This is a genomic window from Solwaraspora sp. WMMA2065, from assembly GCF_030345075.1.
Classification (GTDB): domain Bacteria; phylum Actinomycetota; class Actinomycetes; order Mycobacteriales; family Micromonosporaceae; genus Micromonospora_E.
Map to the genome: position 1 here is coordinate 5,955,430 of NZ_CP128361.1, position 13,891 is coordinate 5,969,320.

At 70.8% G+C, this 13,891-nt stretch carries 16 protein-coding genes and 3 pseudogenes; 11 read left to right on the plus strand and 8 right to left on the minus strand.

The window, feature by feature from the left end; all coding sequences use genetic code 11:
* Window positions 1–20: 20 nt before the first annotated feature.
* Both O7610_RS27150 and O7610_RS27155 read right to left on the minus strand, forming a co-directional pair.
* Entirely contained in the window at window positions 21–518 is a 498-nt protein-coding gene (locus tag O7610_RS27150) for a YcxB family protein (protein WP_289212155.1), read from the minus strand.
* A 23-nt stretch (window positions 519–541) separates the two neighbouring features.
* Window positions 542–981: pseudogene (locus O7610_RS27155) on the minus strand (alpha/beta fold hydrolase); the annotation flags it as partial.
* Window positions 982–1,136: 155 nt separating this feature from the next.
* Between O7610_RS27155 and O7610_RS27160 the strand changes: the two are divergent.
* From O7610_RS27160 to O7610_RS27170, 3 genes and pseudogenes are all read left to right on the plus strand, one after another.
* A pseudogene (locus tag O7610_RS27160) lies at window positions 1,137–2,043 on the plus strand (helix-turn-helix transcriptional regulator).
* 267 nt (window positions 2,044–2,310) lie between these two features.
* On the plus strand, window positions 2,311–2,730 hold the full coding sequence (locus O7610_RS27165; RefSeq protein WP_289212156.1) for a hypothetical protein: 420 nt from the start codon (window positions 2,311–2,313) through the stop codon (window positions 2,728–2,730).
* A gap of 142 nt (window positions 2,731–2,872) precedes the next feature.
* Window positions 2,873–3,397 (plus strand): helix-turn-helix transcriptional regulator, encoded by a 525-nt coding sequence (locus tag O7610_RS27170; protein ID WP_289212157.1) that lies wholly within the window; start codon window positions 2,873–2,875, stop codon window positions 3,395–3,397.
* On the opposite strand, the gene O7610_RS27175 is transcribed toward O7610_RS27170, so the two are convergent.
* The 3 genes from O7610_RS27175 to O7610_RS27185 all read right to left on the minus strand — a co-directional run bounded on the left by O7610_RS27175 (window position 3,353) and on the right by O7610_RS27185 (window position 5,043).
* Window positions 3,353–3,913 (minus strand): hypothetical protein, encoded by a 561-nt coding sequence (locus O7610_RS27175; RefSeq protein WP_289212158.1) that lies wholly within the window; start codon window positions 3,911–3,913, stop codon window positions 3,353–3,355. The two genes, O7610_RS27170 and O7610_RS27175, sit on opposite strands and share 45 nt — an antisense overlap.
* Window positions 3,914–4,190: 277 nt before the next feature.
* On the minus strand, window positions 4,191–4,811 hold the full coding sequence (locus tag O7610_RS27180; RefSeq protein WP_289212159.1) for an NmrA family NAD(P)-binding protein: 621 nt from the start codon (window positions 4,809–4,811) through the stop codon (window positions 4,191–4,193).
* Between the two features lie 64 nt (window positions 4,812–4,875).
* On the minus strand, window positions 4,876–5,043 hold the full coding sequence (locus tag O7610_RS27185; RefSeq protein WP_281553210.1) for an NmrA family NAD(P)-binding protein: 168 nt from the start codon (window positions 5,041–5,043) through the stop codon (window positions 4,876–4,878).
* Window positions 5,044–5,093: 50 nt separating this feature from the next.
* Here O7610_RS27185 and O7610_RS27190 point away from each other — a divergent pair, with 50 nt between their 5' ends.
* Genes O7610_RS27190 through O7610_RS27200 form a run of 3 tightly spaced genes read left to right on the plus strand, consistent with a single transcriptional unit; the run spans window position 5,094 to window position 6,183 of the window.
* Window positions 5,094–5,471, plus strand: a complete 378-nt coding sequence (locus tag O7610_RS27190; RefSeq protein ID WP_348651195.1) for an SbtR family transcriptional regulator — start codon at window positions 5,094–5,096, stop codon at window positions 5,469–5,471.
* Window positions 5,472–5,492: 21 nt separating this feature from the next.
* Window positions 5,493–5,762, plus strand: coding sequence for a type II toxin-antitoxin system Phd/YefM family antitoxin (locus tag O7610_RS27195; RefSeq protein WP_281553212.1), 270 nt, complete (start codon window positions 5,493–5,495; stop codon window positions 5,760–5,762).
* A 4-nt stretch (window positions 5,763–5,766) separates the two neighbouring features.
* The gene (locus O7610_RS27200) at window positions 5,767–6,183 is read left to right on the plus strand and encodes a type II toxin-antitoxin system VapC family toxin (protein WP_281553213.1); all 417 of its coding nucleotides are present in this window, start codon (window positions 5,767–5,769) and stop codon (window positions 6,181–6,183) included.
* 69 nt (window positions 6,184–6,252) lie between these two features.
* On the opposite strand, the gene O7610_RS27205 is transcribed toward O7610_RS27200, so the two are convergent.
* Both O7610_RS27205 and O7610_RS27210 read right to left on the minus strand, forming a co-directional pair.
* Window positions 6,253–6,687 (minus strand): VOC family protein, encoded by a 435-nt coding sequence (locus tag O7610_RS27205; protein WP_281553214.1) that lies wholly within the window; start codon window positions 6,685–6,687, stop codon window positions 6,253–6,255.
* Window positions 6,688–6,768: 81 nt separating this feature from the next.
* Entirely contained in the window at window positions 6,769–7,278 is a 510-nt protein-coding gene (locus O7610_RS27210) for a macro domain-containing protein (RefSeq protein ID WP_289212160.1), read from the minus strand.
* A gap of 301 nt (window positions 7,279–7,579) precedes the next feature.
* On the opposite strand from O7610_RS27210, the gene O7610_RS27215 reads away from it, so the two are divergent.
* Window positions 7,580–8,191, plus strand: coding sequence for a hypothetical protein (locus tag O7610_RS27215; protein WP_281553216.1), 612 nt, complete (start codon window positions 7,580–7,582; stop codon window positions 8,189–8,191).
* Here the strand turns inward: O7610_RS27215 and O7610_RS27220 are convergent.
* Window positions 8,136–8,892, minus strand: a pseudogene (locus O7610_RS27220) (helix-turn-helix transcriptional regulator). The gene O7610_RS27215 and the pseudogene O7610_RS27220 overlap by 56 nt on opposite strands.
* Window positions 8,893–8,970: 78 nt before the next feature.
* On the opposite strand from O7610_RS27220, the gene O7610_RS27225 reads away from it, so the two are divergent.
* The 4 genes from O7610_RS27225 (at window position 8,971) to O7610_RS27240 (ending at window position 13,797) form a co-directional block, all read left to right on the plus strand.
* Complete coding sequence (locus O7610_RS27225; protein ID WP_289212161.1) at window positions 8,971–9,648, plus strand: class I SAM-dependent methyltransferase; 678 nt, start codon at window positions 8,971–8,973, stop codon at window positions 9,646–9,648.
* A gap of 228 nt (window positions 9,649–9,876) precedes the next feature.
* Window positions 9,877–11,184, plus strand: a complete 1,308-nt coding sequence (locus O7610_RS27230; RefSeq protein WP_289212162.1) for a CehA/McbA family metallohydrolase — start codon at window positions 9,877–9,879, stop codon at window positions 11,182–11,184.
* Window positions 11,185–11,269: 85 nt separating this feature from the next.
* Window positions 11,270–11,626 carry a PadR family transcriptional regulator gene (locus O7610_RS27235; protein ID WP_281553219.1) on the plus strand — a complete coding sequence of 119 codons (357 nt, stop codon included), beginning with the start codon at window positions 11,270–11,272 and terminating at the stop codon, window positions 11,624–11,626.
* Entirely contained in the window at window positions 11,623–13,797 is a 2,175-nt protein-coding gene (locus O7610_RS27240) for a hypothetical protein (RefSeq protein WP_289212163.1), read from the plus strand. Before O7610_RS27235 ends, O7610_RS27240 begins: the two co-directional genes overlap by 4 nt.
* Window positions 13,798–13,891: the final 94 nt, after the last annotated feature.

Consider the following 13,891-nt stretch of genomic DNA (forward strand, 5'->3'; position numbering starts at 1 on the left):
GCGCCAGCGGAGGCCCGTCGTCACCCGGTCTGGAGCAGGCCGCGGTTGACCATGAAGTCCCGCAACGTCTCGACATCGTCGGCGGACATCAACTCACGGGGGATCACGGTCGCCGGCATCCGGCCCACGTACACGATCCAGAAGCCGGGGGTGTCGAGCACCTTGCTGACCCTGTCCCAGGCGATGTCGCCGAACTCCGTACCGCTGCGCATCGTGATGGTGTCGTCGGTGATGTCGTAGCCGCCGTCGACCGCGTACTCGCCGGACCGGCGCCGGGCCCGCGAGCGCACCCACGGCCCGTACAGCATCGACAGCACACCGGCGGTGACCAGCGACATCCACAGCAGCGAGAACTGCTCGCCCCAGCCGTACTCCCGCCCGCCGACGAAAGCGGCCACCCCGGTCGCCGCCAGGACCGCGCCGATGTAGCCGTACTTGGCCAGCCGCACCCGGCTGAGCGCGGCGGCCGCCTTACCCGGGTAGTCGGGATCGGCGGGGACGTCGAAACGGATGCGCACGCCAGCACGATAGTGCCCACACCCGCCGCCGCCGCGAAGTCCCGCCGGGCCTGCTCGTCCAGGTCGGCCGCGTCCGCGCCGTCGAACGGCTCCCAGCCCGGAATCGGCACGACACCGGCGTCGACCTCGAAGAAGTCTGCGTACGTGTCTCCGTCGACCGCCGGGACGCCACCGATCAGCACGACCTTCGCCACCCGCTCGGGCCGGGCGTCGGCCGCCATCCAGACCAGGGTGCAGGCCGCCGAATGCCCCACCACCACCGACCTGCCCGGTCCCGCGTCCACGGCCGCGAGCACCGCGGCCAACTGGTCGGCGAGCGTCGCCGACGTGTTCCCGTCGCCTGACCCGGCAGGGTCACCGGCACCCGACGCCGGTCCATCTTCTCCAACTCGGCGGCGACGTCGGTCCACGCCGACCCGTCGAGCCACAAGCCACCGATGAGCACGATCTGTTCTGCGGTCATGGCCTCAACCTAACGGCGATTCCGGACGTTCTACTTCCGGTACTGTCTGCGTCGTGCGCACCGGACCGAGCCCGACCGCCCGCGCCGTCCGGACGCTCGAAATCCTGCGGGAACGCCCCGGCACCACCGCCGACCAGCTCGCCGCCGCCCTGGGCGTGACCGAGCGGGCTGCGCGACGCTACATCGGCATCCTTCCGGGAGGCCGGCATCCCGGTCGAATCGGTCCGAGGGCCGTACGGCGGCTACCGGCTCGGCCGGGGCACCCGGCTGCCGCCGGTGGTCTTCACCCAGGAACAGGCTCTCGGCCTGGTCATGGCCGTACTCGACGGGCAGCCCGCCGCGATCGACCCCGACGACCCGATCGGCGCGGCACTCAGCAAGGTCATCCGGGCGCTGCCCGACAGCGTCGGCTGGCAGGCGGCGGCCCTGCGGGGGTACGCCTCGGCCACCCCCGACCGGCATTCGGCCCGTACGGACCCGACCATCACGAACGCCCTGGTCACCGCCGTCGCCGACCGGCGCCGGGTCGCGATCACCTATCGCGGCGAGAGCGGCGAGCAGTACGACGCCGAGGTCGACCCGTGGGCGGTAGTGGTCCGGCACCGACGCTGGTACCTGCTGTGCCACTCGCACCGCGCCGACGCGGTACGCACGTACCGGATCGACCGGGTCCGGGCCGTGCGGCAGCTGCCGCACGGCTTCACCCCGCCCGACGACCTGGACCCGGTCGCCGCGCTGGAGGTCCATCTCGGCGCCGGCTGGCAGTACCGCACCCGGGTCGTGTTCCACGTGCCGCGGGAGCGGGTCGCCCCGTGGATCCGGCCGCCAATGGGCCGCCTCACTCCGGACGGAGACCGGTGCGTCCTGGTCGGCAGCACCCGCAACCCGACGATGTACGCCAAGGAATGGCTGGCGGTCGTCCCGTTCGACTTCACTGTGGAAGAAGGCCCCGAGCTGCGGGCGGCCGTCGCCACGGTCGCGGCCCGCTTCAGCGCGGCTCTCTCGCCCGCGCCGGACCCGCCGCCGCTGGACGGACGACCGAACCAGCGCCGGACAGAATAGCGAATACCGTGACGAGGAGTGACTTGCGGCGGCGCATCCTGCATTACTCCCGATTCTGGACAGATCTGTCATGCAGGTAGGAGAGCGCCGGGTCATCGTGCTGGGCGCTGTCAATCGTCACTACCGCTACTGAGCGTTAGGTGCGAGGGGCGGGCACACTGTGCGGGTGAGCATCGTTGGTTGCCTCCTACCGTCGCGCCTCTCCGACACCGACCGGGTGCCGGTGGTACGGCGATGACCACCCCCGGGTCGGGTGCCATCCTGACGATGGTCGAGGCGATCAGCCGGACCCGCGACCTTGGTGAGTTCGCGGAGGCCGGCTGTCGCGAACTGTTCCGCCTCGTGCCCTGTGTCAGTACGTCGTACAGGGAGGTCAACCTCAGGACCAAGATGGTGTCCGGATACCTGTGGCCGTACCCGGGCGTCGAATGGTTCGAGCGGCACGCCGCACTGCTCGGCCGCCTCGCGCTAGAGAACCCGTTGATCGCCCACATGGCTAGCGGCGACGGCTCGGTGGTGTCCTGGGCGGACGTCGACCCGGACGATACATTCCGCCAGACCGAGCTCTTCCGGGAGTTCTACGCCGTGAACGGCGTCGAGAGTCAGGTCGCACTGGGCGTTCTCAACCAGCCCGGGTTGGTGACCGCCTTTCACGGTCAACCGCGACGGCACTCCGTTCAGCGCTGACGAGTATCAGGTCCTCGGCGACCTGCGTCCGCACCTGATCAACCTGCACAGGCTGGTCAGCGGGTCGGGACGGGCCCGCGCCAACGACCTCCTCCTGACAGCGGACGGTTGGACCGGGGTCCGGCTCGCCGAGGGCGGCACGGTGCTGACCACGAGCGTGGAGGCAGTGGCGATCGGTGACCGGCTCGGGCTCGACCTGCGCGTTGGAGCCGACCTCACCTCGACGTCGTTCTGGCGGCGGCTCCGCGAGACCATCGGGTCGCGCTGGCAGGTCGGCAGGATGACGAGACCGATCCAGCTCGGTGCCGCCGATTGCCCGGTCGAGGCGATGGTCGCCACGACGGCAGTCGGCCCGTACTCGCTGATGTTCCGCGACCGGGACGCCGTGCGGCGCCGCCGCTGCCAGGAGTTGGGCCTGACCGGCAGGCAGGCCGAGATCGCCCGGCTGGTCATCGCCGGCGCGACCAACGCGCAGATCGGCAGGGCGCTGGGCATCACCGCCTCCACGGTGCGCAAGCACCTGGAGGCGACGTTCCGCGTTGCCGGCGTGCAGTCCCGGGCGGCTCTGGTTGCGGCGCTGCTCGGATCCCGGCTGACGGGCGGGCCGGATGGTTTCCAGGAGTCACGGCTTGTCGAGAACGCAGACGATCTCCATCTCGACCGATGAGCCGGCGCTGGTCGAGCCCACCAGCCGCACCAGTGCGATGTCCGCACTCGTGCCCTCGGTGACCGGCCCGGTGACGTCGATCGAGTCGAAGGTGCTCTTGAAGCCGCTTTCGCTGTTGACGTGCCGGAACGACCGATTTGAGATGGCGGTGAACGACTGGGCGTTGGGGTCGCCGGAGTCGAAGTTGTCGACGCCGAGGATGAGCCGGACGTCCTCGGCGAACGGATCCGGGACGGGCTGCGCACCGAAACTCCTGGTGAACTCGCACTCGCCCTCGAAGTCCTCGTGGGTGGTGCCGTCGATGGTGACCGTCCCGGTGCCTTCGTCTGATCGCTCGTAGCCGTCGCCGGGCGGGGTGTCGGACCCCGGTTGCGTGTCGGCAGCCGCAGCGGTCCCGTCGTCGCGACTGGCGGTCGTATCGTCGGGCTCGGTGAGGGAGCCCGAATCGGCGCACCCGGCCAGGGCGATCGTCGAGAGGGCGGCTATGAAGGCGAGGCGGGACCGGAACTTGACCATGGTCGCACCTTAGGGACGGACGGCGCGCCGGCCAACGGGACGAACGTCGTATTGCGCCGGCCACGGCCCGAAGGGGGTCCGGTGAAACCGGACCCGGCCTGGTCCGAGCTGAACCACAGCGGCCTACCGTTGGTGATGACAGCGACCCCGCCGCCGGAGCGCAGCAGCGGCCGGGCTGCGGGGTCAACCGGTTGGTTGATGCGCGGATCGACCGACCTCGGTGCCGGCTGGGCGATCCGGCAACCCCGGCGGCGGGCCACGCTGGTCCCCATGGGCATCATCGAGGTGACGAACCTCCACAAGCGCGGGTCAGGAGAACGTCCGTCGGGCCCAGGTGCGCAGGTCGGTGGTGGGCAGGCCGAGCGCCTGGGCGATCTCCGGACGCGCGGGGGGAGCCGTTCTCGTTGATCTGCTCGGCGGCGTTGACCGCGAACGGCGGCAGCCCGCGTTCCACCGCTTCCTCCGGGGTGAGGACCGGGGTGGTGACGGTCCGACCGGTGACCTCGCTGAGGATCGCGGCGACCTCGGTCATCGTACGCAGGTCGCTGGCGAGTTCCACGTCCAGACCGTCGAGGGTGCCCGGCGTGGTGAAGGCGGTGGCCGCGGCGTGGCCGATGTCGTCGACCGCCACCCAGACGATGCGGGTGTCCTCGGCGAAGGCGGTGACGATGGTGCCGCTGGACCAGTCGCCGAACATGTAGGACCAGCCGATCAGGTTCTCCATGAAGGTCGCGGGCTTGAGGATGGTCCAACGGGCGAAGCCGCCGGTGCGTACCAGTTCGTCGACGGCCGCCTTGCTCTCCCAGTAGTGCCGTTCCCAGCGACCCTCGGCCCAGCCGGGCTGGTTGCGGTGAAAGTCGCCAGCGCCGGCGACGCTGCTGTGGACGAACTGTGCCACGCCGGCCTTGCGGGCGGCCTCGACGACGTTGCGGCCCCGGCGGAGCTCGGCGTCGCCCTGCAGATTACGGGATGGAGAAGACCCCGTCGGCCCCGGTGGCGGCGGCGAGCAGCGACGCGGGGTCGTCCAGGTCGCCCCGGACCAGGGCGCGCACCGCGACACCCCGGTCGAGCAGGGCCCGGGCGGTGGCCCCGCCCTGCTTGCCGGTCGTGCCGATGACAAGGACGGTCAAGCTTCCTCCTGGGTGAGTGGGGTGGTGCCCCGCCGGACGCCGGCCAGGCGCTGACGACCTGGCTGTGCGAGCTGGCGGCGTACAACGCGACCACCCGTGGCCTGGTCGCCTCGCTGCTGCAGGAGCCACCGGAGGACGAGTCCTGCTGCGCGATGCTCGTGGCGGCCGGCGAACCGCTGCTGCGACGGGCCGTCGACAACGGAGCCGTACGCCCGGACGTCGCGATGGCCGACCTGGTGACCCTCGTCAACGCGATCGCGCTGGCCACGGAATCGGCCAGCGCGGCCGAGGCGCAACGGCTGATTGCGAGCAGGTACGCCCGCAGGTCGGGGTGCTGGCCGAACTTGGCGAGGTTGCCGCCGTACGGCCAGCGACGGCTGAGCCCGCAGGAGGTCGGGCTTTGGCGGCGAGGCTGTAGCACCTCGTAGCACAGCTGTTAGGCTGTGCTTATGGCTGAACCGATGCCGAGAGAGATCACCCAGCGCGAGCTACGCAACGAGTCCGGTGCGATCATGCGCGGCGTCGAGCGCGGCGAGTCGTACGTCATCACCCGCAACGGCACCCCGATCGCCCGGCTCATCCCACTGCGCCGACGGACCTTCGTCCCACGGGCCGAGGCGATGGCGGCCTTCGCCACTGCCCCCGTCCTCGACGCAGAGCGGCTCCGGGCTGACCTCGACGACGCGGTCGACCAGGATCCGTTCGATCGTGACTGGTGAGAACTTGACTGATGCACCTGCGGGTCGTGGCCTGATCGACACGAACATCGTCGTGCATCTGGCCGCGCTCGACCCCGACCACCTGCCGAACGAACTCGTGATCAGCGCGGTCACCCTCGCGGAGTTGTCGGCCGGCCCGCATCACACCGATGACCCGGCCGAGCGGGCGAGGCGACTCAACGTCCTGCAGCACGCCGAGGCCACCTTCGACCCATTGCCGTTCGACGCGGAGGCCGCCCGTGCATACGGGATGATCTGCGCGGCCGTGCTCGGCACCGGCCGTAAGCCTCGGCGTCGGCTCGCCGATCTGATGATCGCCTCGGTGGCGACGGTCAACGGGCTACCGCTCTACACGACCAACCCGGACGATTTCGTCGGCTTGGCCGACCTGGTCGACGTGCGGTCGGTTCCGCGTCCCTGACCATTCCTACCGGGGCCGTCGCGGGTCACCGGATCCGCGTACGGTCGGCGGTCACCCGTCTCCTCCTGCTCAGTCGAGGCAGAACTCGTTGCCCTCGACGTCCTGCATGACGAGGCACGACTCGCTGACACCGTCGGCGCGCAGCAGCCGTACGCGTACCGCGCCGAGCGCGACCAGTCGGGCGCATTCGGCCTCGAGTGCGGCCACGCGCTCGTCACCGACGAGACCAGTGCCGACCCGTACGTCGAGATGCAGCCGGTTCTTGACGGTCTTGCCTTCGGGCACGCGCTGGAAGAACAGCCGTGGACCCACCCCGGTGGGATCGACGCAGGCGAACGCCGAGCCCTGACGCTCGGGCGGCAGTGCGCGGTCGAAGTCGTCCCAACCGGCGAACCCCTTCGGGGGCGGCGGTACGACGTACCCCAGCGCCTCGCACCAGAAGCGGGCGACGCGCTCCGGTCGTGCGCAGTCGAAGGTGATCTGGAACTGCTTGACCGACGCCATCAGCCCACCATAGAGGTGTTTCCTTCCTCGTCCGCCCTGGGCACGCCCCGGCGGTACATCGGCTTGATGCCTCTCGTCGGATCAGCAGCTGAAGGCCAGCGCGGCATGGAGGTGCCCTGCGGTGTCCTCGTCGAACGCTACGAGCCGGATCCGTTCGACGGTGGTCGGGGTGGCCGCGAGGGTCACGGCGGCGACCCGGGCGGCCTGGTCGGCGGGGAAGCCGTACACGCCGGTGGCGATCGCGGGGAAGGCGATCGCCCGCACGCCGAGTCCATCGGCGACCCGCAGACTGCGCCGGTAGCAGGAGGCCAGGATGTCGGCTTCGCCGTGGCCGCCGCCTTCCCAGACCGGCCCGACAGTGTGGATGACGTGCCGTACCGGCGGGTCGAGGTCGAACGCCGGCGTAGCCTTGGCGTCGCCCGGCTCGCAGGGGGCGATCGCGCCGCCGGCCCGCGCCAGGCGGGGGCCGGCCGCACGGTGGACGGCCCCGTCGACACCACCGCCGCCGAGCAGTGACTCGTTGGCGGCGGTGACGATGGCGTCGACGTCCACACGGGTGATGTCGCCGACGACGACCTCGATGACTGCCACGACGCGATCCTGGCACACCGGCCGGGAATATGAAGCTGCCGCTGTGGTGACCCGCCGAGCGGGAACCTAGCCGGTGGTGGCGGACAGACACAGGACATGACGACGGTCCTACGCGCCCGGACGCGGGCCGGTGACCCCGCCGCCTTCGGCGAGCGTTGGCCGGTCTGACCGTCGTCGGCCTGGCGTTGAACCCCGGCGGCGATCCGGCCGGCCCAGCGGGCACCACCGCCGGTCCCGACCAGTCCGCCGCCGGCCCGGCGCAGGTCGCCGACCCGACGCCGGCACCGCCGAGGGCGCGACGGTGCTGCTCGACGAGATCGCGCTGGTCGCCGCCACCCGGGCCACCGGCCCGGTACGGCCGGACCAGTTCATCTACATCGAAAGCCAGATCGCCGACACGTACGAAGCCCTCAACGCGGACACCGGCGAAACCCCGACTGGTACGCCAAGGCTGCACAAGCGTCAGGTGCGGCTGTCGCCGGACGGCCACCGTGGCTGGCTGGTCGACGAGTTGAACGAGCCGGCCGGCATCGCCCTCGACAGCGACGCGGTGCCGCATTTCGGCGCGTACGACCGGCTGACCACGCTGCCGATCGATCCGGAGGTGCTGCTGGAGTGGATCTACGCCGAGACGCGGGGGCAGGGCAACCACCCGGACCACCAGGCGTTCACCACCATCGGCGACGATGGGACCGACGCGATCGGTCGCAGCGGCGTCGCGGTGGCCCGGGTGGAGGAAGGCACCGGCGTCCGCCACGAGTGGATCTTCGACCGGGAGGACCACACCTACCTCGGGTCGCGGTCGGTGTACACCACGGCGGTGCCGGACAGCATCATCCCGGTCGGCACGGTGACGTTCAGCCAGGCGGTGGTGCGGCGGACCGTTGTCGACGAGCTGAAGCAGTTGCCGTAACGGAAGAAGCAGCGGCCCGCCACTGCGCCGGGGGTGACGGAGTGTTCGGCCCGGAACCGCTTGATGAAGTAGCTGACGTCGGGGTATCCGACCCGGTGGCTGATCGCGGCCACGGTCAGCGAGGTCTCGGTGAGCAGCACGCGGGCCTGCTGCATGCGCCGTTCGCTCAGGTCGAAGACGGCCGCGAGCAGCGGTTCGTCCGAGGCTCGCAGTTGGTCGGCGACGCTGGTCGACAACCGGGCCGCCTCCACCAGCAGCAGGGTCAGATGGGCGAGCGCGGCGTCCTGGTGGCCGTCGCGTCGCACCCGCAGCTCCTCGGCGAGCGCGGCGAAGCGCCCGGACCAGGTCGCCCGGTCGTCCGGGGGTACGTGCAGCCGCTGCGCCCGGTCGGTGCCCCGGGCGAACGGGAACAGCAGCGGGTGGGTCCGCCACGAGGCGTACGCCCCGGCGGTCCCGGGCCGGACCGCGTCGGCGGGGAACCACACCACCCAGCCGTCGATGTCGAGCTGTTCGGGCCGTTCGCCGAAGGAGACGACCTGGCCCGGGGCGACGATGAGCAGATCCCCCGTCGGTCACCGGCCAGGTCCGATCGTCGATGCACACCGTTGCGTCGGTCCTTCGGCGTAGCAGAGCGCGACGAATTCGTGGGTGTGCGCGTCGGCGGGAAGCCGGATCCGAACTTTGTCGCATCGTCTCCACAACCTCGCCGATGCCACGCTGCGGTCAGTGGCCGATGCTGGGAAGAGTGACCGAATCTCGTCCGACATTAGGAGAGTGACATGACCGGACAGGGCAGCGGCAGTCGTCCGCACCAGCACTACCTGCCCGCGATGGGGCGGCAGTGGTTGCTGCCGATCTACGACCCGTTCAGCCGGCTCGTCGGCGCGGGGAGGATGCACCAGCAGTTGCTCGACCGGGCCGAGATCCGGCCCGGCCAGCGTGTGTTGGAGATTGGCTGCGGCACCGGCAACCTGCTGCGGGCGCTGCTGCGCCGGCAGCCGGACGTCGATGCCGTCGGCATCGACCCGGACCAGGGCGCGCTGCGGCTGGCCCAGCGCAAGGCCGCCCGCGCCAAGCTGCCGATCCGCTACGAGGTCGCCTTCGCCGGCGACCTGCCGCTGCCCGACGCCAGCGTCGACCGGGTGCTGTCCGCGCTCATGATGCACCACCTGGCCGATGAGGAACGGGGCCGCGCGCTGCGGGAGGTCCGCCGGGTGCTGCGCCCCGGCGGTCAGCTGCACGTCGTCGACATCGACGGTACGGCCCCGGGCCACGGGTCCGGATGTCTGCACAACGACCCCCGGTTGGTGGCCAGCCGGCCCGAGCGGGTGCTGGCCGCGCTGGCCGAGGCCGGCCTTACCGGCGGTACGGAGAACGGCCGCAGCCGCGGTCGACTCGGTCGAATCGCCAGCTTCGTCTTCTACCGCGCCATGGGCCCGACGGAGCATGGCAAATAGGGCCGGCGGCGCGGTAGCACCCTGCCCAGGCGCCAAGTGGGTCGCGCCAGTCAGGCATTCTGCCCCCATGATCACTTAACGTTCTGCTGGGCGCCACGCCGATGCTCTCCCAGCTGCAGGTTAAGTGATCATGCTGAACCACAGTCGGCGGGTGAGACGTGCGGTGTTCGTCTGCCGGACAACTCGGCGCAGCGCGCTGGAAAGACTTATATCGATCTAATGATTGGCATGAGTGGATCACGCCCCCACCGCTGCCATCACACACCCGACGACCACCAGACAGGCCAGATACCGTACGGCCAGATCGACCCCGCCACGCACCCGGCCGGTGGCCTCGGACGCAGATCGATGCTGGCCGCCGCCGGCGGCATGCTGATGCTCGCCGCCGTCCCCGGCACCGCGCGGGCCGCCACCGCGATGACAGCCGGTGCGACGTCGGCCGGCGCGACGGCGGTGGCCGCACCCGGCGCCTCCCGGGCGTCGCGGATCAGCCAGGGGACCACCCTGGTCCACGCCGACCTGCACAACCACACCGTCATGTCCGACGGGGACGGCAGCGCCGACGACGCGTTCGCCTCGATGCGCGAGGCCGGGCTCGACGTCGCCGCGCTCACCGACCACGCGACGATGTTCGCCATCAGCGGGCTCAGCCAGTCCGAGTGGCGGGCCACCGGAGACCTCGCCAACGCGGCCGACGACCCCGGTCAGTTCACCGCGATCCGTGGCTTCGAGTGGTCGCACCCGTTGCAGGGTCACATCAACGTGTGGAACACCTCGGACTTCGCCGACCTGCTGCGGGCCGGCAGCCCCGGCAGCCTCTACCGGTGGCTGACCGGCCGGCCCGGTGGCCTGGCCAGCTTCAACCACCCGGGCCGGGAGATCGGCCGGTTCGACAACTTCTCGTACGACGCCTCGGCGCGGCAGCAGCTCGTCGGCCTGGAGATGTTCAACCGCACCGACGACTACCTGTTCGAGGGCTGGTCGTCCCGGACGGCCTCGCCGCTGGTGGCCTGCCTCAACGCCGGCTGGCGGCCCGGTCTGACCGGGGTCACCGACGAGCACGGCACCACCTGGGGCTTCCACGAAGGCAAGGGCCGAAGCGGTCTGTGGGTCGCCGAGAACACCCGCGCGGCGGTGTTCGAGGCGATGGCGGCCCGCCGCTGTTTCGCCACCCGGGTGTCCGGCCTGCGGCTCGACGCGGCCGCCAACGGCGTACGGATGGGAGGGGTCCTCGGTCTGGCCGCCGGTGACGTCCGGTTCCAGGTGGACCTGGACCGGGGAGCGGTCTGGGACGGCAAGCCGCTGCGGATCCAGGTGCTGCGTCCCGGGACGTCGGTGCCGACCGTCGTCGACGTCGTCGACACCGTCTCCGGGTCGGTCGCCGACTTCACGGTGCCGCTCGACGTCGCCGACGGCGACTGGATCGTGCTGCGGGTCTCCGACCCGGAGCTGGTCAACCCGACGCCCGGCCCGGCCGGGCACCCGTGCAACGACTTCGGGGTGGCGTACAGCAGTCCATGGTGGCTGCAGCCCTGATCAGAGGTTGCGGAGGCAACGTCGGTAGGCGCCCGGACCAGTTTGAGGGATAGCCCCTATGTAGAAGACCGAGTATGGTCCACGTATGACTGAGCGTGTCCGGGTCACCACCAGCGTGGCTCAGGTGTTGGCGGTACTACTCGACGATCCGCAGGCCGGCCGGTACGGCCTGGAACTCATGCAGGCCACCGGCCAGCCCAGCGGCACCTTGTATCCGATCCTGGCCCGGCTGCAGGAGGCGGGCTGGCTACGGGCCGACTGGGAGGACATCGACCCCAGCAGAGAAGGACGGCCTGCCCGGCGCTACCACCGCCTGACGCCGGAGGGGGCGGTGGCGGCCCGCGCCGAGCTCGCCGCCCTGCGGGCGAAACTGCGCCCGCGCGGCGCCGGTGGCACCCGGGCCGCCGACGCCGCGACCTTCACGTCGGCGCCGGGGTGGTGAGCACCTTGACGCAGCGGATCGCCGATTGGCTGCTGGCCGTGGCGGCACGGCGTTGGCCGGCACACCTGCGCGAGGAGATGAGCCGGGAGTGGGCCGGCGAGTTGTACGCACTCGGCCATGAGGAAAGCGCTGTCGCTGCGCTGCGGAAGTGGCGGCAGCTCCGCTTCGCGGCCAGTCTCGCGCTCGCCCGCCCACCGGGTGCGGATCCGGTACCGCTGCCCCGGCTGCCCAGACCCTCACCCACCCAGATACACGCGGGATGGTTGTTCCTCGCACCCCTGTTCAGCCTGGTGCTGGCAATGGCAGCGGTGGTCCTCCTCAGCCGGCTGATCGATGTGGTGACTCGTACGCCGACGACCGCAGCCGTCTCCTACATTGTCATGAACTATGTGGTTCAGGTCGCCATCGCGGCAGTGGTCGGCACGCTGCTGGCCCGGCGGCTGCTGCGGCGGCGTGCCGGCCGGGCGCTCGGTGTGGCGGGCTCCGGATCGGCGACACTACCGGTGATCGCCGGCCTGCTCGCCGTCGATGTGCTCGCCCGTGCCGCGAACCAGGTCTGGGACAGCGCCCTGTTCGCCGTCGGCGCAGCCCTGTGCCTGGCAGTGCTGCTCCCGCCGGTGGCGGCGGGCATCGCCCTGCTGTCCCGCCGAGTACGGCGGCCGGTGCCGGCCGTCATCGTGGCCATCATCCTGACAGGGCTCGCTGCCCCCGCCCTCACGCTGGCCAGCACCTACGCCATGGTGCTCCTGGCGTCGCGGACACCGGCCGTGGCGACCGGGCAGCCCTGGTGGTGGCTTGCCTACCTCGGCCGCGACCCGATCCCGCTCGTGGGATACCAGAACCGGTCCGACTCACTGCCGATCGAGACCGTCCTGCCGAGCGTACCCACCTTCGTACTTACCGCGGTGGTGCTTGCCCTGGCCCACACGATCCGCCTGGCCAGACCACTCAACTCCGCCGCGCCCGCGACGGCGACTACGGCGCCGTCCGCGACCACATCCGCGACCGAGCCCGACCATGTCGCGGCCAGCGAGATGCCGGCCCCCGCGCGCGGTCCGTGGTGGCACCGGGTCGCATTGGCAGGCGCGATCTACTCGGTCGTGGCCTGGGCAGTGACGCTGACCTACCTGACTCCCAACATCGGGGTGCAGAACTCCTGGCCCAGCCGGATCATGCCGGACGGCTCGGTGGTGCCCCCACAACCCGCCGGCTGGCCGGAATGGTCAAGTGAGGAGGGGCGGGTGTGGATGCACGAGCTTCAGCTCTCCGGCATCGTCTGTGCCGCGCTGTGCCTGCTCCTCGCCGCCGCCTACCGTGGCCGACCACTGTTGCCGACATTGGCCGGCTCTGCCGTACTGCTGGGGGTCAACATGGCAGTGGTGCGCGGCGGCTGGACGACACCCCGGCTGCTGCCCTGGCTCGCTGCGGGCGGGCTCATCCTCGGCATCGCCGTCTGGACGGCCGCGACGAGCTCGGCCATGACCCGGCGGCCACCCCGGCGACCACGCCGGCTCGTCATCACCATCACCGTGCTGGCCGCGTTCCTCGTCCCGGGTGGTTTCCTCGCCCGGCTGTATCTGGGGGACAGGCAGGCACCAGCCGCCCTGCTGCTGGTCGCGGTGGGCCTGCCGACCGTACTGGCCGTTGTCGCCGCGATGGGTGTCCTGGCGACCTCCAGCCGTCAGCCGAGCCGGCCGTACTGGCGGCCACCTGCCACCTTCGCACTGCTGACCGCCGTCGGTGGGGTCCTCTACTACCAGTACTCTCCCGAGCCCACCCTCTCCGGTGAACGGCCCATGGTCGACTTCCTCGCCATCATGGCCGTACCGGGATTGGCGGTTCCCGTAGCGGCCTGGACGATCGTCGCGATCCGCAGCCGATCCGCCTGGCCGCGACGCCTCGGACAACACCTGCTTCTCGCCGTACCGCTGTTCGTCGTCGGTGTCCTCGCCGTGTCCGGCACGCTGACCGTCAGTCTCGCTCTGTCCCTGCTTGTGCTCTTTCCGATGGAGTACGGGCGAGCCTACGACGGTCTGCCGTACCTACCGGGTGCGATCGCTGTCGGTCTGCTGCTCGCATACATCACCGCAACCCGCCTCGATCGAGCCGGACCAGCACCGTCACCAGCCATCCGCAGCGACCCGACACCTGCTCAGCATCCGTCGGGCTGAGTTACCAGCTTCGTCCTTCGAGGACTATCGACGAACTCTGGGTGGAGTCTGTCGCGAAGTTCCCGGGCGAACGGCGAACAATCTCCTCAGATCT

Bases quoted from the DNA above. Each gene is read 5' to 3' on its own strand.
- O7610_RS27165 (WP_289212156.1), top strand. From the start codon at position 2,311: ATGGTCGAGGCGATCAGCCGGACCCGCGACCTTGGTGAGTTCGCGGAG.
- O7610_RS27175 (WP_289212158.1), bottom strand. From the start codon at position 3,913: ATGGTCAAGTTCCGGTCCCGCCTCGCCTTCATAGCCGCCCTCTCGACG.
- O7610_RS27195 (WP_281553212.1), top strand. From the start codon at position 5,493: ATGGCTGAACCGATGCCGAGAGAGATCACCCAGCGCGAGCTACGCAAC.
- O7610_RS27205 (WP_281553214.1), bottom strand. From the start codon at position 6,687: ATGGCGTCGGTCAAGCAGTTCCAGATCACCTTCGACTGCGCACGACCG.
- O7610_RS27225 (WP_289212161.1), top strand. From the start codon at position 8,971: ATGACCGGACAGGGCAGCGGCAGTCGTCCGCACCAGCACTACCTGCCC.
- O7610_RS27230 (WP_289212162.1), top strand. From the start codon at position 9,877: ATGAGTGGATCACGCCCCCACCGCTGCCATCACACACCCGACGACCAC.
- O7610_RS27235 (WP_281553219.1), top strand. From the start codon at position 11,270: ATGACTGAGCGTGTCCGGGTCACCACCAGCGTGGCTCAGGTGTTGGCG.